The following is an 18,024-nucleotide window of genomic DNA, read 5'->3' as shown; positions in this document are numbered from 1 at the left end:
TCGGCGAAAAGTGGAAGATCGTCGGGGAAACCCACCATCTACTCCAACATTCCTACGACTGGATCCGGGACAAGATGACCGCCGCAGTGGCCGTGTCCAAATCGGATCAGTATCCTAGCACCTCCTCGCCCGCCGACGCTAAGACCAAGCGGGCAACCCAACAGGTTTAAAAACGAATGAATGCTCTAGCCCGCCGCGCCGCTGGCCTGCTGCTCGGCACAGTTTGCCTGCCCCTTTCAGCCTTGGCTGCCGACCCACAACCCACCCATGAATTCACCCTGGATAACGGCCTTAAAGTGGTCGTGCGCGAAGATCATCGTGCACCGGTCGTGGTCTCCCAGGTCTGGTACAAGGTGGGTTCGAGCTATGAAACGCCGGGCCAGACCGGTTTGTCCCATGCCCTGGAACACATGATGTTCAAGGGCAGCGCCAAGGTCGGGCCAGGCGAAGCCTCGTTGATCCTGCGCGACCTGGGCGCCGAAGAAAACGCCTTCACCAGCGACGACTACACCGCCTACTACCAGGTACTGGCCCGTGATCGCCTGGGCGTCGCCTTCGAACTCGAAGCCGACCGCATGGCCAGCCTGCGCCTGCCGGCCGATGAGTTCAGCCGCGAGATCGAGGTCATCAAGGAAGAGCGCCGCCTGCGCACCGACGACAACCCAATGTCCAAGGCCTACGAGCGCTTCAAGGCCATGGCTTACCCGGCCAGCGGCTACCACACGCCGACCATCGGCTGGATGGCCGACCTTGAGCGCATGAAAGTCGAAGAGCTGCGCCATTGGTATCAGTCCTGGTACGTGCCGAACAACGCCACGCTGGTAGTGGTCGGCGACGTGACCCCGGACCAGGTGAAGAGCCTGGCCCAGCGCTACTTCGGCCCAATCCCAAAACGTGATGTGCCACCCGCGAAGATCCCGCTGGAGCTCGCCGAACCCGGCGAGCGCCTGCTGACCATGCATGTGCAGACCCAGCTGCCGAGCGTCATTCTCGGTTTCAACGTACCGGGCCTGGCCACCGCCGAAGACAAACGCTCGGTACAAGCCCTGCGCCTGCTCTCGGCCCTGCTGGATGGCGGCTACAGCGCGCGTATCTCGGAGCAATTGGAGCGCGGTGAAGAGTTGGTTTCCGCCGCCTCCACCAGCTACGACGCCTACACCCGGGGCGACAGCCTGTTCACCCTGACGGCCACTCCGAACCAGCAGAAGAAAAAAACCATTGCCCAGGCCGAAGCCGGCCTGTGGCGCCTGCTGGACGAATTGAAAGCCAAACCGCCGACGGCGGAAGAACTGGAGCGTATCCGCGCCCAGGTGATTGCCGGCGTGGTTTACCAACGTGACTCCATTACCAGCCAGGCCACGGCCATCGGCTCGCTGGAAACCGTTGGCCTGTCATGGAAACTCATGGACACCGAACTGGCCGACCTGCAAAGCGTGACCCCGGAAGACATCCAGAAGGCCGCGCGCACCTATTTCACCCGCGAGCGTTTGAGCGTCGCCCATGTTTTGCCTGAGGAGACCGCTCATGAGTGATCGCAAAAGCAGCCGCCTGATCTTTCCTGGCATGGTCGTCGTCACCCTGATTGCAGCCAGTGCCGTGTACTTCCTGCGCCCGAGCGAGTCCGTAGCCAGCCAGGCATTGGACAAGGCTCAATCGGCCAACAAACTGCAATCCCTCGCGGAGCTGGACGGCAAGGCGCCGACCAACCGCAAGCTTGACGTGCAAACCTGGACCACCGCCGAGGGCGCCAAGGTGCTGTTCGTCGAAGCGCATGAACTGCCGATGTTCGACATGCGCATCCTGTTCGCCGCCGGCAGCAGCCAGGATGGCAGCAGCCCCGGTGTGGCATTGCTGACCAACGCCATGCTTAACGAAGGCGTGCCGGGCAAGGATGTCAGCCAGATTGCCAGCGGCTTTGAAGGCCTGGGCGCCGACTTCGGCAATGGCGCCTATCGCGACATGGCGCTGGTGTCGCTGCGCAGCCTGAGCGACAGCGACAAGCGCGAGGCGGCCCTGGCACTGTTTGACGACGTGATCGGCAAGCCGACGTTCCCGGCCGATTCCCTGGCGCGGATCAAGAACCAGATCCTCGCCGGCTTTGAGTACCAGAAGCAGAACCCGGCCAAGCTGGCCAGCCTTGAACTGTTCAAGCGCCTGTACGGCGACCACCCTTACGCGCACCCGAGCGAAGGCACACCCGACAGCATCCCGAAAATTACCCTCGCGCAGTTGCAGGCGTTCCACGCCAAGGCTTACGCGGCGGGCAACGCGGTCATTGCAGTGGTCGGCGACTTGACCCGCGCCGAGGCCGAAGCCATGACCGCCAAGGTCTCCGCCTCATTGCCCAAAGGTCCGGCCCTGGCGAAGATCGCCCAGCCAACCGAACCGAAGGCCGGCCTGAGCCACATTGAGTTCCCGTCCAAGCAGACGCACCTGTTGTTCGCGCAACTGGGCATCGACCGCGCCGACCCGGATTACGCCGCGTTGTCCCTGGGCAACCAGATCCTCGGCGGCGGTGGCTTCGGCACCCGTTTGATGAGCGAAGTGCGCGAAAAGCGCGGCCTGACCTACGGCGTATACTCCGGCTTCTCACCGATGCAGGTGCGCGGCCCGTTCATGATCAACCTGCAAACCCGCGCCGAAATGAGCGGCGGCACCTTGCGCCTGGTTGAAGACGTGCTGGCCGACTACCTCAAGACCGGCCCGACGCAGAAGGAACTGGATGACGCCAAGCGCGAGCTGGCCGGCAGCTTCCCGCTGTCCACCGCGAGCAATGCCGATATCGTCGGGCAACTGGGCGCCATGGGTTTCTACAACCTGCCGCTGAGCTATCTGGAAGATTTCATGAAACAATCCCAGGCCCTGACCGTAGAACAGGTGAAGGCTGCGATGAATAAACACTTGAGCGCCGACAAGATGGTCATCGTGACCGCCGGCCCGACGATTGCGCAAAAGCCACTACCGCCCCCCACTGATAAACCTGCCGAGCAGCCGCTCGGGGTTCCGGAGCATTAATGGCCAGTTCATCTCGCCCGAAAAAACCCGTCCACAACGTCCATAACGGTGTGGGCCAACTGCGCATCATTGGTGGCGAATGGGGCAGCCGCAAGCTGAGCTTCCCCGACGTCGTCGGCCTGCGTCCAACCCCGGATCGCGTGCGTGAAACCCTGTTCAACTGGCTCGCGCCGTACATCGGCGACGCCAAGGTGCTGGACCCGTTTGCCGGCAGCGGCGCGCTGTTCCTCGAAGCGCTGTCCCGTGGCGCGGCGCAAGGCCAGGCGCTGGATGCCAGCAATGTGGCCGTCTCCAGCCTCAAGGAACACCTGGGCACCCTGCGCTGCACTACCGGCCAGGTTCAGACCGCCGACGCGTTGCGCTACCTGGAAACCCAGCCGGCCACCGAGTACGACGTGGTGTTCCTCGACCCGCCGTTCAACCAGAACCTGCTGCCGACGGTGTGTGCGTTGCTGGAAGAGCGCCAATGGCTGGCACCGGATGCGTGGATCTACACTGAAAGCGAGACCGCACCGTCGACCCTCGGCCTGCCGGGTAGCTGGCGCCTGCACCGGGAGCAGAAGTCTGGTCGGGTGTATTACGCGTTGTGGCACCGTTTGGTGGAAAGCGCTGCCTGATTTATGGCGAGCGGGCTGGCCCCGCTCGCCACAACAAGCTCGCTCGCTACAGAGATATCCATGATCCCTTCCGTCGACCTGTTCAAACCCGCCTTCGGCCTCGGCAACCCGCACCTGCAAACGCTTTGGGGGCCATTGTGGCGCCCTACCACCCATATCGAACGCCAGCGCGAGCGCCTATGGCTGGACGACGGCGACTTTCTCGACCTCGACTGGCATGGCCCCCATGACGCGCAAGCGCCGTTGGTGCTGGTGCTGCATGGGCTGACGGGGTCGTCCAATTCGCCCTACGTGGCCGGCCTGCAAAAAGCCCTCGCGTCCCAAGGCTGGGCCAGCGCAGCGTTGAACTGGCGCGGGTGCTCGGGCGAACCCAACCTCTTGGCGCGCAGCTATCACTCGGGCGCCAGCGAGGACCTGGCGGCCGCGATTGCCCATCTGCGCACCCAGCGGCCGTTGGCTCCGCTGTACGCCGTGGGTTATTCGCTGGGGGGCAATGTGCTGCTCAAGCACCTGGGAGAAACCGGCGAAGCCTCCGGGCTGCAAGGCGCGGCGGCAGTGTCGGTGCCGTTTCGGCTGGATCAATGTGCAGATCGCATCGGGTTGGGCTTTTCGCGGGTTTATCAAAAGCATTTCATGCGCGAGATGTTGGCGTATATCCGCCTCAAACAGAGCCGGTTTCTACAGGATGGTCGGGCTGACGGGCTAAAAACCCTGGAAGCACTGGGCTCTCTGGAGAAGATGCGCACATTCTGGGACTTCGACGGGCGGGTAACCGCGCCACTGCATGGGTTCCTCAGTGCAGAAGACTATTACCGCCGCGCATCGAGCCGTTACTACCTGGGCGAAATCCGTACCCCCACCCTGATCATCCAGGCCGCCGATGACCCCTTCGTGTTCGCCCACAGCCTGCCCGAGGCCAGCGAACTGTCGGACTGCACCGAGTTCGAGTTGCTGGCCAAGGGTGGGCATGTGGGGTTTGTCGAGGGTTCGCTGAAGCACCCCAGCTACTACCTGGAGCGCCGCATCCCGCAATGGTTGCGGGAGGAGCACGCTAAATAATGAGGCAGCGGGCTTGCCCGCTCCCACATTTCGATTGGGTTTACACACCAGGCAAATCAGTCGCCGGTTGCAACTTCCCGCGCCGGATCAGTAATCCACTCGCTCCACGACCCTGCATACAACTTGCCCAACGGATAACCCGCCAAACTCAGGGCAAACAGGTTGTGACACGCCGTCACGCCCGAACCGCAATACGCCACCAGTGCATCCGGCGAACGCCCCTGCAACTGCGCGGCGAAGCGCTGTTTGAGCTGCTCAGCCGGCAGGAAGCGCCCATCGCTGCCCAGGTTTTCATTGAATGCCGCACATTGCGCGCTGGGAATGTGCCCGGCGATCGGGTCGATCGGCTCCACGTCGCCACGAAACCGTGGCTGGGCACGGGCATCGATCAAGGTCATGCCCGGTTCGCCCAGGCGCTTTTGCAGGTGTTGCGCGTCCAATACCAGCTGATTATCCGGCGTACCGGCAAATGTTCCCGGCTCAACCACGGGTGCGTCCAGGCTCAGCGGGAAACCTGCCGTGTGCCAGGCCTTGAGGCCACCGTCCAGAATAAACACGCCATCACGCTTGCCCAGCCAGGCCAGCAGCCACCAGGCGCGGGCGGCATAGGCGCCGGGGCCGTCGTCATACAGCACGATATCGGTGTCGGCGTTGATGCCCCAGGCCCGCAGCTGCACAACCAACGTATCCGCTGCCGGTAGCGGGTGGCGACCGGTCACGCCCTTGGTCACCGGCCCGCTGAGGTGGCGCTCCAGGTCGGCGTATTGCGCGCCTTCGATATGCCCTTCGGCGTAGCTGCAAAGCCCATAATCCGGGTCTTCCAGGGCGAAGCGGCAATCCAGGATCACCAGCCCGCCGCGCGGTTGGCGCTCGGCCAATTGCTGGGGGCTGATCAGTTGGGCAAGCGGCATGACAGGACTCCTGTGAACAGATTCGAGAAAGGGCCTACTTCACTTCTTCCAGTGCCTGATTCAACGGCACGTAAAACTCTTTGAACAAGGCATCCACTGCGTCTTTCGCCTCGGCGGTAACAAACCCCGCCTCCAGCACCAGCACCTGATACACACCGCGCTTGATCGCTTCGGCGCTCAAGTGAGCGGAGTTTTCATTGGTGGTGCACAGAAAGCGCACCCAAGAGGTGAGGATGATCCAGGCATTCAGGGTTAGCGCTTCGGTTTGCACCGGGTCCATATTGAGGATGCCCGCCTCGACAAACCCCTGATAAATGGCGCTGCCCTGGATCAGGCAGCGCTGGGAAAACCGCCGGTAGCCGGTGGCAAGTTCCGGGTCGCTTTCCAGCAGATGTTCAAGGTCACGGTGCAGGAAACGGTAGCGCCACATGCCGGCCAGCACGGCCTGCAGGTAGAAACGCTTGTCTTCGACGGTCACGGCGCGGCCTTGGGGCGGGCGCAAAAAACTGTCTACCAGGGCTTCGTATTCACGAAACAACACGGCGATGATCGCCTGCTTATTGGGGAAGTGGTAGTACAGGTTGCCCGGGGAAATTTCCATATGGGCGGCGATATGGTTGGTGCTGACACTGCGTTCACCCTGCTGGTTAAAAAGCTCCAGGCTGGTTTGCACAATGCGCTCGCTGGTCTTTACTCGTGGTGCCATAGGGGATCAGCTTCTGAACACGTGATGAAGCATCTTACGGCCTATCCTGCTCAGGATAAATCCGCATGTTGCTGCAATGTTATTTGACATTTTAGAGTAATGACTCTAATAAATGATGCATTCCAATAACAATCGGGAACTGCGCCATGCCTGCCAACGTTGCCTACCTGCAAGACGCCCAGGCGCTGGATCAACTCCAGGGCTTGTTCGACGCCCAGCGTTTCGCCTATGCGGCCAACCCGATGCCGCCCGCCGAGCAACGCCAGCAATGGCTCAAGGCATTGCGCGACTTGCTCAGCGACGAACGCGAGGCGCTGATCAAGGCGATCAGCCAGGACTTCAGCCACCGCAGTGCCGACGAAACCCTGTTCGCCGAACTGATGCCCAGCCTGCACGGCATTCACTACGCCAGCAAACACCTCAAAGGCTGGATGAAACCTTCCCGTCGCGCTGTGGGCATTGCCTTCCAACCTGCTTCAGCCAAAGTCATCTACCAGCCGCTCGGTGTGGTGGGCGTAATCGTGCCCTGGAACTACCCGCTGTATTTGGCCATTGGCCCGTTGGTGGGTGCTTTGGCAGCAGGTAACCGGGTGATGCTCAAACTCAGCGAGTCCACCCCGGCCACCGGTGAACTGCTCAAGGCACTACTGGGGAAAATCTTCCCTGAGGATCTGGTGTGCGTGGTGCTGGGCGAGGCCGACGTGGGTATGGCGTTTTCCAAACTGCGCTTCGATCACTTGTTGTTCACCGGCGCCACCAGCATCGGCAAGCATGTGATGCGCGCGGCTGCCGAGCACCTCACGCCGGTCACGCTGGAGCTGGGCGGCAAGTCGCCCGCGATCGTCTCGGCCGACGTGCCACTCAAGGACGCCGCCGAGCGCATCGCCTTCGGCAAATGCCTGAATGCCGGGCAAACCTGCGTGGCGCCGGACTACGTGTTGGTACCGGAAGACCGCGTCGAAGGGTTCATCGAGGCCTACTCCAAGGCAGTCCGCGGGTTTTATCCGACGTTGGCCGACAACCCGGACTACACCGCCATCATTAACGAGCGGCAACAGGCCCGGCTCAACGCCTACGTCAAAGACGCCACCGACAAAGGCGCCACCCTGATTCCGCTTTACGAGCAAGGCCAGGCTCGGCGCATGGCCCATAGCCTGTTGCTGAATGTCAGCGATGACATGACTGTGATGCAGGACGAAATCTTCGGCCCGGTGCTGCCGATCGTGCCTTATCGCGGCATCGACCAGGCGTTTGCCTACATCAACCACCGTCCTCGCCCGTTGGCCCTGTATTACTTCGGCTACAACAAGAGCGAGCAGAACCGTGTGCTCCACGAGACTCACTCTGGCGGTGTATGCCTGAATGACACGCTGCTGCATGTGGCTCAGGACGACATGCCTTTTGGCGGCATCGGCCCATCGGGTATGGGCCACTACCACGGCCATGAAGGCTTCCTCACGTTCAGCAAGGCCAAGGGTGTGCTGGTCAAGCAGCGCCTGAACGCGGCGAAGTTGATCTACCCGCCCTATGGCAAGTCGATCCAGACGTTGATTCAGAAGCTGTTTATCCGTTGATAACACACCCTCGGGATAACAATAACAATGAACCCTAGCCTGACTGATTCACCCGCGCTGTCACGGCGCGGCGTATTGAAAATCGGCCTGTGCGCCAGCGCGTTCCTGGCCACTGCCGGGCTCGGCGCCAGCCTCAGCGGCTGCTCCAGCAGCACCCCGGCCAGCGGCTTTGCCATGCTGCGCAGCAGTGATTTGCCGTTCCTGCGCGCGGTCATACCGGTGCTGCTCGAAGGCGCGGCCAGCGCCCAGGACGTGGTCGCCGGGATCGAAGACACCCTGAAAAAACTCGACTACAGCCTGCAACACTTGTCGCCGGAGATGTTCAAGCTCACCCAGCAACTGTTCGACGTACTGGGTATGGGTATCACCCGCGGTCCGTTGACCGGGATCTGGGGCAGCTGGGAAAACGCCAGCAGCGAGCAAATTCGCAACTTCCTGCACCGCTGGGAAAACAGCTACCTCAACCTGCTGCGCATGGGCCAGGGCTCACTGCTCAAGCTGGTGATCATGGCCTGGTACTTCCGCCCGCAATCCTGGGCCCATTGCGGTTACCCCGGCCCGCCGAAGATCTAACCCTGATAACCCGATCAGAAAATATGGGAGCGGGCCTGCTCGCGAAAGCGGTGGGCCAGTCAATAAATTCTTAACTGATAGACCGTATTCGCGAGCAAGCCAGCTCCCACATTGACCGCAACTTCGTAGCGTTTAACTCATAAGAACAAGAGTGCACTTCTATGCCCGTACCCGATCTGTTCCGCGACGGCCTGGCCCGTGGCTGGAAAACCCACAATGGCGCCGCCTTAGGCAGCGATCTGACCCTGGAAGCCGATGTGGCGATTATCGGCAGCGGCGCCGGGGGTGGCACCACCGCCGAGATCCTCAGCGCAGCCGGCTACAAGGTGTTGCTGATCGAGGAAGGCCCGCTCAAAACCAGCAGCGATTTCAAACTGCTGGAAGACGAGGCCTACGCCAGCCTGTACCAGGAAGGCATCGGCCGCATGAGCAAAGACGGCGCGATCACCATCCTGCAGGGCCGGGCGGTGGGCGGCACCACGCTGATCAACTGGACGTCGAGCTTTCGTACGCCCGACGCCACCCTCGCCCACTGGGCCAGCGAATACGCGGTAACCGGCCACAGCAGCGCCGAGATGGCGCCGTGGTTCGAGAAGATGGAACAGCGCCTGGGTATCGCGCCGTGGGCCATCCCCCCGAATGCCAACAACGATGTGATTCGCAAAGGCTGCGAAAAACTCGGTTACAGCTGGCACGTGATTCCACGCAACGTGCGCGGCTGCTTCAACCTGGGGTATTGCGGCATGGGCTGCCCGGTCAACGCCAAGCAGTCGATGCTGGTCACCACCATTCCGTCCACCCTGGAAAAAGGCGGCGAGCTGCTCTACCTGGCCCGCGCCGAGCAGCTCAAATACAGCGGCGACACGATCAGCAGCCTGGAATGCGTCGCCATGGATGAACGCTGCGTGGCCCCCACCGGGCGCAAGATCACGGTCAAGGCCAAGCATTACGTCCTGTCCGGTGGTGGCATCAACAGCCCGGCGCTGCTGATGCGTTCAAACGCACCCGACCCGCATTCGCGGCTGGGCAAACGGACCTTTCTGCACTTGGTGAACTTCTCCGCCGGGCTGTTCGACGAGGTCATCAACCCGTTCTACGGTGCGCCACAGTCGATCTATTCCGACCACTTCCAATGGCAGGACGGCACGACCGGCAAAATGTCCTACAAGCTGGAAGCTCCGCCCTTACATCCGGGCTTGGCCAGCACCCTGTTCGGCGGCTACGGCACACAAAACGCCTTGGACATGAGCCAACTGCCGCATACCCACGCCATGCTCGCGCTGTTGCGTGACGGCTTTCATCCCGACAGCCCGGGCGGTACCGTGGAATTGCGCAGTGACGGCACGCCGGTGCTCGATTATCAGGTATCGGATTACGCCTGGGACGGCCTGCGCCGGGCGTTCCATACCATGGCCGAGATTCAGTTCGCGGCGGGCGCCAAGTCGGTGAAGCCGCTGCACCACGATGCACGCTACGTGAACTCCTTGGCCGAGGCACGCAGCCTGATTGATGGCCTGAGCCTGGAATTGCACCGAACCACACTGGGCAGCGCTCACGTAATGGGCGGTTGCGCGATGGGCGAAGACTCGAAAAACGCGGTGGCCGACAGCCTCGGCCGGCATCACCAATTGCGCAACCTGTCGATCCACGATGGCTCTCTATTCCCCACCAGCATTGGGGCTAACCCGCAATTATCGGTGTACGGATTGACGGCGCAACTGGCGACAGCATTGGCCGAACGTCTGAAAACGGCATGAAAAAACACGGTATTCGTGCTGTCTATAGTGCTTTCTTCTGCATAAGTTGACTTGGCCGACCGGGATGGCTGCGATACCATCCGGTTCCCCAACGGACTCCGCCAGGACGACGCGATGAACCGAGTGTTGTACCCAGGTACCTTCGACCCGATTACCAAAGGCCATGGCGATCTGGTCGAACGTGCCTCTCGCTTGTTCGACCATGTGATCATCGCGGTCGCCGCCAGCCCCAAGAAAAACCCGCTGTTTCCCCTGGAACAGCGCGTGGAATTGGCGCGTGAGGTCACCAAGCACCTGCCCAATGTGGAAGTGGTGGGCTTTTCGACGCTGCTGGCGCACTTCGCCAAAGAGCAGAACGCCAATGTGTTCTTGCGTGGCCTGCGTGCCGTGTCGGACTTCGAATACGAATTCCAGCTGGCCAACATGAACCGCCAACTGGCGCCGGACGTAGAAAGCCTGTTCCTCACGCCATCGGAGCGTTATTCGTTCATTTCTTCCACGCTGGTTCGTGAAATCGCGGCACTGGGCGGGGATATCACCAAGTTCGTGCACCCGGCCGTGGCGGATGCGCTGACCCTGCGTTTCAAAAAGTAATTTCTGACCAGCGGGCTTGTCTGTGGCCAGTGGGCTTGACGCAATAAGCCCGCTCACCACCACAAGCACATCGCCACAGGTCATGTGCGCTCGCACTGTGGGCGCCAATGCGGCACAATTGCGCGCATTCGTTTTCAGATGCCCTGGCTGACAGCCCTGGCAGGAGTTTCCATGTCCCTGATCATCACCGACGATTGCATCAACTGCGACGTCTGCGAACCCGAGTGCCCGAACGCTGCGATTTCCCAGGGCGAAGAGATCTACGTGATCGACCCCAACCTGTGCACCCAGTGCGTCGGCCACTACGACGAGCCTCAGTGCCAGCAAGTGTGCCCGGTGGATTGCATTCCGCTGGATGAAGCCCATCCGGAAACGGAAGAGCAGTTGATGGAGAAGTACCGGAAGATTACCGGTAAGGCTTAAGGTTCTTCAGCGTCTATACCGGCCTCTTCGCGAGCAAGCCGGCCCCACGTTTAAGCGTATTTCGTCAGAACGAACGCGTTCTAATGTGGGAGCGGGCTTGCTCGCGAAGGCGGCATCCGCGATCACACAGCGTCAGCTCTGGCACTTAGGGCAAAACACACTCGCGCGCTGCCCCAACACCACATTGCGCAGCTCGCTGCCGCACACCTTGCACGCCTCGCCGCCACGGCCATAGACGAACAGTTCCTGCTGGAAATACCCCGGCTGCCCATCGCCGCCGATAAAGTCCCGCAGCGTGGTGCCGCCCCGTTCGATCGCGGCCGCCAGCACACGCTTGATCTCAATCGCCAGCTTCAGATAGCGCCCGCGTGAAATACCGCCCGCGGCCCGACGCGGATCAATCCCCGCCGCAAACAACGCTTCCGTCGCATAAATATTGCCAACCCCCACCACCACGGCGTTGTCCATGATGAACGGCTTCACCGCCACTGACTTGCCACGGGACAGCTGAAACAGGCGCTCGCCGTCAAACAGGTCGGTCAACGGCTCCGGCCCCAGGCGCATCAGCAACGCGTGGTTGTGCGGGTCCTGACTCCAGAGCATTGCGCCGAAACGCCGTGGGTCGGTGTAGCGCAGGGCCAGGCCGGACTCGAGTTCGATGTCCACATGCTCATGTTTGAGTGCCGGCAAACCGACTTCCACCAGGCGCAGGTTGCCCGACATACCTAAGTGGCTGATCAAGGTGCCCACTTCGGCATTGATCAACAGGTACTTGGCCCGCCGCTCCACCAAGACGATGCGCTGCCCTGAGAGACGTACATCGAGGTCTTCCGGGATCGGCCAGCGCAGGCGCCGCTCACGCACCACCACGCGACTGACCCGCTGGCCTTCCAGGTGTGGCGCAATTCCGCGCCGGGTGGTTTCGACTTCTGGTAACTCGGGCATGTGTACCTCTGGAAAAAAGGGTCAGTGCGCGCCCAACTCGCGGATCGACAACTTCATGCTTTCAAAGTCGTAGTCCGACAGGCCCACGTAATCCAGCACCAGGTGGCCGATAGCATTCCACTCATGGTCCTCAGCCTGGCTGCCCAGCACCCGGTAAGACGAGCAAATGTGCTCGGCCATTTTCAGGATCGCCAGCAGGTTTTTCAGTTGCGGAGTGCGCGATGACTCATCGCTGAAAATCGCCAGGGCGTTGTGGTGGTTGGCGATGGCGTCGGTCACATGCTCCGGCAGGCGCCAGGATTTGGCGGTGTAATAACCGACGACTGCATGGTTGGTGTTGAACGCGTTGTTCTCGGTGTCGACCACGCGGCAGTCGGGGCCGGCGTTGGCGTAGGCCTCTTCCAGCACCGCCATGTAGTTGGGGAAACGCTTGAGCATCAACGGTACGCCGCAATCGTGGAACAGGCCCAGGGCATAGGCCTCGTCGACAGTTTGCGAACCGGTGCGCTTGGCCAGGGTCAGGCACGTCATGGCCACATCCTGGGCGGTGTCCCAGAAGCGGTTGAGGGTGACGATGGTGTCGTCGCTCATCTCGCCCTTGATCGACTGGGCATTGATCAGGTTAATGATCGAGCGGCTGCCCAGCAGGTTCACTGCGCGCTGGATCGAGGCGATCTTGTTGCTCAGCCCGTAATAGGGCGAGTTGACGATCTTCAGCAGCGCGCCGGACAAGCCTGGGTCTTGGGAGATCAACCGCGCGATCACTTCCAGGTCCGGGTCGGGCATGTACTGCTCCATCTGCAAATCCACCATGATTTGCGGTTGAGGCGGCACGCTGATGCCTTGCAGGGCCTGTTGGATCTGCTCGGCGGAAAGCTCTTGGGACATAAGTACACACTCTGGGCTAGGCGAGGATTCTAACCCTTATGAAGACTTGACCGACACCCAAATGCCGAACTGAAACCGGATCAAATGTGGGAGCGGGCTTGCTCGCGAAAGCGCGGTGTCAGTCACCGAATACAGTGGCTGATCCACCGCTTTCGCGAGCAAGCCCGCTCCCACATGTCCGGCGGCGCCGCGAATTCATGCACAACACGGTATACTCCCGCTCTTTTTTCCGGAGCGACGTCATGTCCCTGCCAAGCCTGCGTCTCAAAGCCAACGCCGATCGTCGTTTGCGCAACGGCCACCTGTGGGTCTACAGCAACGAAATCGACGTGGCCGCCACACCTCTTCACGGCTTCCAGGCAGGCGACCAGGCCATCCTGGAAGCGGCCGGCGGCAAGACCCTGGGCATCGTGGCCATGAGCCCGAACAACCTGATCTGCGCACGCCTGTTGTCGCGCGACATCAAGTTGCCCCTGGACAAGTCGCTGCTGGTACACCGCATCAACGTCGCCCTGTCGCTGCGTGACCGCCTGTTCGACAAGCCGTTCTACCGCCTGGTCTACGGCGATTCCGACCTGTTGCCAGGCCTGGTCGTCGACCGTTTCGGCGACATCCTGGTGGTGCAGATCGCTTCGGCGACCATGGAAGCCCACAAAGCAGACGTGATCGCGGCGCTGACCCAAGTGCTCAAGCCGAGCGGCATCCTGTTCAAGAACGACTCCGCCGCACGCGACGCTGAAGGCCTCAACCGCTACGTTGAAACCGTGTTCGGCCTGGTGCCGGAGTGGGTAGCGCTGGAAGAAAATGGCGTGAAGTTCGAAGCGCCGGTCATCCAGGGCCAGAAAACCGGCTGGTTCTACGACCACCGCATGAACCGCGCGCGCCTGGCCCCGTATGCCAAAGGCAAACGTGTGCTGGACCTGTACAGCTACATCGGCGGCTGGGGCGTGCAAGCTGCAGCCTTCGGCGCCAGTGAAGTGTTCTGCGTCGACGCTTCCGCTTTCGCCCTCGACGGCGTTGAGCGTAACGCCGCGCTGAACGGCGTCGCCGAGAAAATGACCTGCATCGAAGGCGACGTCTTCGAAGCCCTCAAAGAGCTGAAAGCCAGCGAAGAACGTTTCGACGTGATCGTCGCCGACCCGCCGGCCTTCATCAAACGCAAAAAAGACATGAAAAACGGCGAAGGCGCCTACCGCCGCCTGAACGAGCAAGCCATGCGCCTGCTCAGCAAGGACGGCATCCTGGTCAGCGCCTCGTGCTCGATGCACCTGCCGGAAGACGACCTGCAAAACATCCTGCTGACCAGCGCCCGCCACCTGGACCGCAATATCCAGATGCTCGAACGCGGCGGCCAGGGCCCGGACCACCCGGTGCACCCGGCAATTGCCGAGACGCGCTACATCAAGAGCATTACCTGCCGGTTGTTGCCTAACAGCTAAGGTACGCCGCGCTCTGCGATAGAGCGCGGATCAAAATGTGGGAGCACACCAGCTCCCACATTTTTCGCTGTGTCAGAAACATTGCCACACAGGTCCCTACGGGCATCCCACAACGTTTTTGATTGAATTTCGCAGGTCGCAGACTAGTATCGGTTGCTGGTTTCACTCCGGAAAACAAAAACAATGTCTGAGTCCACCTGCTCGCTCCCGCTCAGTGGCGGCGCCAAGCATCAACAACGCTCGCGCTTCATCCTCATCACCTGCATTTCACTGATCAGCTTCTTTCCGATCAACATCCTCCTGCCCTCATTTCCCGCGCTGGCTACCCGGTTCGACATGCCGACGGCAGACATCGCACTGTCCATCAGCCTGTTCACCCTGGTCTTTTCCATCTCGCAACTGGTCGCCGGCCCGCTGTCGGATAAATGGGGCCGCAAGGAAGTCCTGCTCGGCTGCATCACCTTGTCGATCCTGGGCGCGATTGGCTGCGCGCTGGCCGCGGACTACCTGACCTTCTTGCTGTTTCGCTCTGTACAGGCGATGGGCTGTGGTTTCTTCGTGCTGGGCCACGCCCTGGTGGAAGACCTGTTCGAGGAACAGGATCGAGCCCGGGTACGCCTCTATTACATGACCCTGAGTGGTTCGTTTGTCGCGCTGTCACCCCTGATAGGCTCCTGGCTGCAAACCACCTTCGACTGGCAAGGCAGCTTCTACGGATTCGCGCTGATGGCGCTGGGCATGTTGATCCATGCGTTCTGCATCCTGCCGTCCAAATCCGCCAGCCCCCACCGCGCGCCGGTTTCGATCATCGGTACGCTGAAAGCCGTCGCAAGCAATCGAGACTTCCTGCGTTACTGGTGGATCGCCGCGCTGGTGTTTGCCTGTTATTTCGCGCTGATCAGCGTGACGCCGCTGATTTTCATGGATGCACTGAAACTGTCCGAATACCAGTACGCCCTGGTGCTGATGGTATACGGCGTGGCCTATCTGCTCGGCGGCGTCGCGGCGTCGTATTTGCAAAAGCGCATCCCGCTGTCCCGGCAAATCAACTTCGGCCTCGGCTTGCTGCTTGTCGCCGGTGTGCTGTTGACACTGATCGTCAGCTTTGAGGCCATCACCACCGTCACCCTGCTGATTCCGATGCTGATCAGCGCCCTGGCCGTTACCCTGGTTCGGCCTGCCGCGATTTCTGCGGCGATGTTGCTGTTCTCCAGCAGTGCCGGCACCGCAGCATCGGCAGGCAACAGCATCATGTTCCTCACTGCCGCCGTCAGCAGCGCCGCCCTAGCGCAAACCGGAACGCATTTGCTGATGACCATTGCTGTCAGCTTCATCCTTTTCAGCTTGTGGGGTTGGTTGACGAATGCGCGGGTCGGGCGCTGACGCCCCGCCACACGTCCCGTAAGCGCTGTCTGCACGCTTACGGCCATTCCCTCCAGCCGCCAGCGGTGTAGAATCGGGTCTATTCATCGCCAGTCATCCCCCGGCGGGTTTATGAGCTCAAGGCCCAAGCACGCGGCGATCCCGCGACGCGAGTGGCAACTTTTGGACACACGGCCATTTTCGGAGTGCTCCAGACGTCAATAGAAGCTCTCTCCCCAGTAGTACCTGATTAGTAGTTACCTGATTAGCCGCCCGGAGTGCTCCAATGCCTGATTACCGCTCGAAAACATCCACCCACGGCCGCAACATGGCCGGCGCCCGCGCACTGTGGCGTGCCACGGGGATGAAAGATGACGACTTCAAAAAGCCGATCATCGCGATTGCCAACTCGTTCACCCAATTCGTACCCGGCCACGTCCACCTCAAGGACCTGGGCCAGCTGGTCGCCCGCGAGATCGAACGCGCCGGCGGTGTCGCCAAAGAATTCAACACCATCGCCGTGGATGACGGCATCGCCATGGGCCATGACGGCATGCTGTATTCGCTGCCGAGCCGCGAGATCATCGCCGACTCCGTGGAATACATGGTCAACGCCCACTGCGCCGACGCCATCGTGTGCATCTCCAACTGCGACAAGATCACCCCCGGCATGCTGATGGCCTCCCTGCGCCTGAACATCCCGGTGATCTTCGTCTCCGGCGGCCCGATGGAAGCCGGCAAGACCAAGCTCGCCTCCCACGGCCTCGACCTGGTCGACGCCATGGTCATCGCCGCCGATTCCAGCGCCTCTGACGAGAAGGTCGCGGAATACGAGCGCAGCGCGTGCCCAACCTGTGGTTCGTGCTCCGGCATGTTCACCGCCAACTCGATGAATTGCCTGGTGGAAGCCCTGGGCCTGGCGTTGCCGGGTAACGGTTCGACCCTGGCCACCCACAGCGACCGCGAGCAACTGTTCCTGCAAGCCGGCCGCACCATCGTCGAGCTGTGCAAGCGTTACTACACCGAGAACGATGAGTCGGTGTTGCCGCGTAACATCGCCAACTTCAAGGCGTTCGAAAACGCCATGACTCTGGATATCGCCATGGGCGGTTCCACCAACACCATCCTGCACTTGCTGGCCGCCGCCCAGGAAGCCGAGATCGATTTCGACCTGCGCGACATCGACCGTCTGTCCCGCCATGTGCCGCAACTGTGCAAAGTCGCGCCGAACATCCAGAAATACCACATGGAAGACGTGCACCGCGCCGGCGGGATCTTCTCGATCCTCGGTTCCCTGGCCCGCGGCGGCCTGCTGCACACCGACCTGCCGACCGTGCACAGCAAATCCCTGGCCGAAGGCATCGCCAAATGGGACATCACCCAGACGGACGACGAAGCCGTGCACACCTTCTTCAAGGCAGGCCCGGCGGGCATCCCGACGCAAACTGCGTTCAGCCAGTCGACCCGTTGGGACACCCTGGACGACGACCGTGAAAACGGCTGCATCCGCAGTGTCGAGCACGCCTACTCGCAAGAAGGCGGCCTGGCCGTGCTGTACGGCAACATCGCCCTTGACGGCTGCGTAGTGAAAACCGCTGGCGTGGACGAGTCGATCCACGTGTTCGAAGGCCGCGCCAAGATCTACGAAAGCCAGGACAGCTCGGTACGTGGCATCCTCGCCGACGAAGTCAAAGAAGGCGACATCGTCATCATCCGTTACGAAGGCCCGAAAGGCGGCCCGGGCATGCAAGAGATGCTCTACCCGACGTCGTACCTCAAATCCAAAGGCCTGGGCAAAGCCTGCGCCCTGTTGACCGACGGCCGTTTCTCCGGCGGCACCTCGGGCCTGTCGATCGGCCACGCTTCGCCAGAAGCCGCTGCCGGTGGCGCGATTGGCCTGGTGCAGGATGGCGACAAAGTGCTGATCGACATTCCGAACCGCGCGATCAACCTGTTGATCAGCGATGAAGAGCTGGCTGCACGCCGGGTCGAACAGGACAAGAAAGGCTGGAAACCGGTTGAGAAACGTCCACGTAAAGTGACGACCGCGTTGAAAGCGTATGCCCTGCTGGCCACCAGTGCCGACAAGGGTGCGGTACGTAACAAGGCGATGCTCGACGGCCTGTAAGCCTCGCCCATAAAAATGCCCCGCCAAGTGCGG

The 18,024-nt window shown here is 61.4% G+C and carries 16 protein-coding genes; 12 read left to right on the top strand and 4 right to left on the bottom strand.

What is annotated here, in order from left to right:
- The first annotated feature begins 176 nt into the window (after nucleotides 1-176).
- From JFT85_RS17660 to JFT85_RS17645, 4 genes are read left to right on the top strand one after another with little or no spacing between them, the layout of a single operon-like run.
- Nucleotides 177-1,532, top strand: coding sequence for a M16 family metallopeptidase (locus tag JFT85_RS17660; protein WP_053258491.1), 1,356 nt, complete (start codon nucleotides 177-179; stop codon nucleotides 1,530-1,532).
- Entirely contained in the window at nucleotides 1,525-3,015 is a 1,491-nt protein-coding gene (locus JFT85_RS17655) for a M16 family metallopeptidase (RefSeq protein WP_073636733.1), read from the top strand. Before JFT85_RS17660 ends, JFT85_RS17655 begins: the two co-directional genes overlap by 8 nt.
- Nucleotides 3,015-3,632 (top strand): 16S rRNA (guanine(966)-N(2))-methyltransferase RsmD, encoded by a 618-nt coding sequence (gene rsmD, locus JFT85_RS17650; RefSeq protein ID WP_187601219.1) that lies wholly within the window; start codon nucleotides 3,015-3,017, stop codon nucleotides 3,630-3,632. Before JFT85_RS17655 ends, rsmD begins: the two co-directional genes overlap by 1 nt.
- 60 nt (nucleotides 3,633-3,692) lie before the next feature.
- Nucleotides 3,693-4,691 carry a hydrolase gene (locus JFT85_RS17645; protein WP_053258494.1) on the top strand — a complete coding sequence of 333 codons (999 nt, stop codon included), beginning with the start codon at nucleotides 3,693-3,695 and terminating at the stop codon, nucleotides 4,689-4,691.
- Nucleotides 4,692-4,747: 56 nt separating this feature from the next.
- On the opposite strand, the gene JFT85_RS17640 is transcribed toward JFT85_RS17645, so the two are convergent.
- Both JFT85_RS17640 and JFT85_RS17635 read right to left on the bottom strand, forming a co-directional pair.
- Nucleotides 4,748-5,602: a sulfurtransferase gene (locus JFT85_RS17640; protein WP_187601218.1), complete on the bottom strand. Its 855-nt coding sequence runs from the start codon at nucleotides 5,600-5,602 to the stop codon at nucleotides 4,748-4,750.
- A gap of 34 nt (nucleotides 5,603-5,636) precedes the next feature.
- On the bottom strand, nucleotides 5,637-6,308 hold the full coding sequence (locus JFT85_RS17635) for a TetR/AcrR family transcriptional regulator (RefSeq protein ID WP_053258496.1): 672 nt from the start codon (nucleotides 6,306-6,308) through the stop codon (nucleotides 5,637-5,639).
- Between the two features lie 146 nt (nucleotides 6,309-6,454).
- Here JFT85_RS17635 and JFT85_RS17630 point away from each other — a divergent pair, with 146 nt between their 5' ends.
- The 5 genes from JFT85_RS17630 to JFT85_RS17610 all read left to right on the top strand — a co-directional run bounded on the left by JFT85_RS17630 (nucleotide 6,455) and on the right by JFT85_RS17610 (nucleotide 11,229).
- Nucleotides 6,455-7,882: a coniferyl aldehyde dehydrogenase gene (locus tag JFT85_RS17630; RefSeq protein WP_053258497.1), complete on the top strand. Its 1,428-nt coding sequence runs from the start codon at nucleotides 6,455-6,457 to the stop codon at nucleotides 7,880-7,882.
- A gap of 27 nt (nucleotides 7,883-7,909) precedes the next feature.
- Nucleotides 7,910-8,455, top strand: coding sequence for a hypothetical protein (locus JFT85_RS17625; RefSeq protein ID WP_053258498.1), 546 nt, complete (start codon nucleotides 7,910-7,912; stop codon nucleotides 8,453-8,455).
- Nucleotides 8,456-8,616: 161 nt separating this feature from the next.
- A complete protein-coding gene (locus JFT85_RS17620; RefSeq protein ID WP_201230224.1) occupies nucleotides 8,617-10,212 on the top strand; it encodes a GMC family oxidoreductase in 1,596 nt (531 codons plus the stop codon).
- Between the two features lie 114 nt (nucleotides 10,213-10,326).
- Nucleotides 10,327-10,806, top strand: a complete 480-nt coding sequence (coaD, locus tag JFT85_RS17615; protein ID WP_003176711.1) for a pantetheine-phosphate adenylyltransferase — start codon at nucleotides 10,327-10,329, stop codon at nucleotides 10,804-10,806.
- A 171-nt stretch (nucleotides 10,807-10,977) separates the two neighbouring features.
- Nucleotides 10,978-11,229, top strand: a complete 252-nt coding sequence (locus JFT85_RS17610; protein ID WP_003195146.1) for a YfhL family 4Fe-4S dicluster ferredoxin — start codon at nucleotides 10,978-10,980, stop codon at nucleotides 11,227-11,229.
- Nucleotides 11,230-11,361: 132 nt separating this feature from the next.
- Here the strand turns inward: JFT85_RS17610 and mutM are convergent, their stop codons facing one another.
- Together mutM and JFT85_RS17600 are read right to left on the bottom strand one after the other, a co-directional pair.
- Nucleotides 11,362-12,174, bottom strand: a complete 813-nt coding sequence (mutM, locus tag JFT85_RS17605; protein ID WP_069552297.1) for a bifunctional DNA-formamidopyrimidine glycosylase/DNA-(apurinic or apyrimidinic site) lyase — start codon at nucleotides 12,172-12,174, stop codon at nucleotides 11,362-11,364.
- Between the two features lie 21 nt (nucleotides 12,175-12,195).
- Nucleotides 12,196-13,008, bottom strand: coding sequence for an HDOD domain-containing protein (locus tag JFT85_RS17600; protein WP_171902620.1), 813 nt, complete (start codon nucleotides 13,006-13,008; stop codon nucleotides 12,196-12,198).
- 296 nt (nucleotides 13,009-13,304) lie between these two features.
- On the opposite strand from JFT85_RS17600, the gene JFT85_RS17595 reads away from it, so the two are divergent.
- The 3 genes from JFT85_RS17595 (at nucleotide 13,305) to ilvD (ending at nucleotide 17,991) form a co-directional block, all read left to right on the top strand.
- Nucleotides 13,305-14,501 carry a class I SAM-dependent rRNA methyltransferase gene (locus JFT85_RS17595; RefSeq protein ID WP_017734765.1) on the top strand — a complete coding sequence of 399 codons (1,197 nt, stop codon included), beginning with the start codon at nucleotides 13,305-13,307 and terminating at the stop codon, nucleotides 14,499-14,501.
- Nucleotides 14,502-14,684: 183 nt separating this feature from the next.
- Nucleotides 14,685-15,884 (top strand): MFS transporter, encoded by a 1,200-nt coding sequence (locus JFT85_RS17590; protein WP_053258502.1) that lies wholly within the window; start codon nucleotides 14,685-14,687, stop codon nucleotides 15,882-15,884.
- A gap of 265 nt (nucleotides 15,885-16,149) precedes the next feature.
- The gene (gene ilvD / locus JFT85_RS17585) at nucleotides 16,150-17,991 is read left to right on the top strand and encodes a dihydroxy-acid dehydratase (protein WP_201230223.1); all 1,842 of its coding nucleotides are present in this window, start codon (nucleotides 16,150-16,152) and stop codon (nucleotides 17,989-17,991) included.
- Nucleotides 17,992-18,024: the final 33 nt, after the last annotated feature.

This window comes from Pseudomonas sp. TH04 (assembly GCF_016651355.1).
GTDB classification, from domain to species: Bacteria; Pseudomonadota; Gammaproteobacteria; order Pseudomonadales; family Pseudomonadaceae; genus Aquipseudomonas; species Aquipseudomonas fluorescens.
Note: the sequence above shows the minus strand (reverse complement) of the source record. Positions and strands in the feature narration are given on the sequence as shown.

What these genes read in the sequence shown, in the direction of transcription:
- JFT85_RS17635 (WP_053258496.1), bottom strand. Translation starts at nt 6,308, where the DNA reads ATGGCACCACGAGTAAAGACCAGCGAGCGCATTGTGCAAACCAGCCTG.
- JFT85_RS17645 (WP_053258494.1), top strand. Translation starts at nt 3,693, where the DNA reads ATGATCCCTTCCGTCGACCTGTTCAAACCCGCCTTCGGCCTCGGCAAC.
- JFT85_RS17590 (WP_053258502.1), top strand. Translation starts at nt 14,685, where the DNA reads ATGTCTGAGTCCACCTGCTCGCTCCCGCTCAGTGGCGGCGCCAAGCAT.
- JFT85_RS17610 (WP_003195146.1), top strand. Translation starts at nt 10,978, where the DNA reads ATGTCCCTGATCATCACCGACGATTGCATCAACTGCGACGTCTGCGAA.
- JFT85_RS17625 (WP_053258498.1), top strand. Translation starts at nt 7,910, where the DNA reads ATGAACCCTAGCCTGACTGATTCACCCGCGCTGTCACGGCGCGGCGTA.
- JFT85_RS17655 (WP_073636733.1), top strand. Translation starts at nt 1,525, where the DNA reads ATGAGTGATCGCAAAAGCAGCCGCCTGATCTTTCCTGGCATGGTCGTC.
- JFT85_RS17630 (WP_053258497.1), top strand. Translation starts at nt 6,455, where the DNA reads ATGCCTGCCAACGTTGCCTACCTGCAAGACGCCCAGGCGCTGGATCAA.
- coaD (WP_003176711.1), top strand. Translation starts at nt 10,327, where the DNA reads ATGAACCGAGTGTTGTACCCAGGTACCTTCGACCCGATTACCAAAGGC.
- mutM (WP_069552297.1), bottom strand. Translation starts at nt 12,174, where the DNA reads ATGCCCGAGTTACCAGAAGTCGAAACCACCCGGCGCGGAATTGCGCCA.
- JFT85_RS17595 (WP_017734765.1), top strand. Translation starts at nt 13,305, where the DNA reads ATGTCCCTGCCAAGCCTGCGTCTCAAAGCCAACGCCGATCGTCGTTTG.
- JFT85_RS17620 (WP_201230224.1), top strand. Translation starts at nt 8,617, where the DNA reads ATGCCCGTACCCGATCTGTTCCGCGACGGCCTGGCCCGTGGCTGGAAA.
- rsmD (WP_187601219.1), top strand. Translation starts at nt 3,015, where the DNA reads ATGGCCAGTTCATCTCGCCCGAAAAAACCCGTCCACAACGTCCATAAC.
- JFT85_RS17640 (WP_187601218.1), bottom strand. Translation starts at nt 5,602, where the DNA reads ATGCCGCTTGCCCAACTGATCAGCCCCCAGCAATTGGCCGAGCGCCAA.
- ilvD (WP_201230223.1), top strand. Translation starts at nt 16,150, where the DNA reads ATGCCTGATTACCGCTCGAAAACATCCACCCACGGCCGCAACATGGCC.
- JFT85_RS17660 (WP_053258491.1), top strand. Translation starts at nt 177, where the DNA reads ATGAATGCTCTAGCCCGCCGCGCCGCTGGCCTGCTGCTCGGCACAGTT.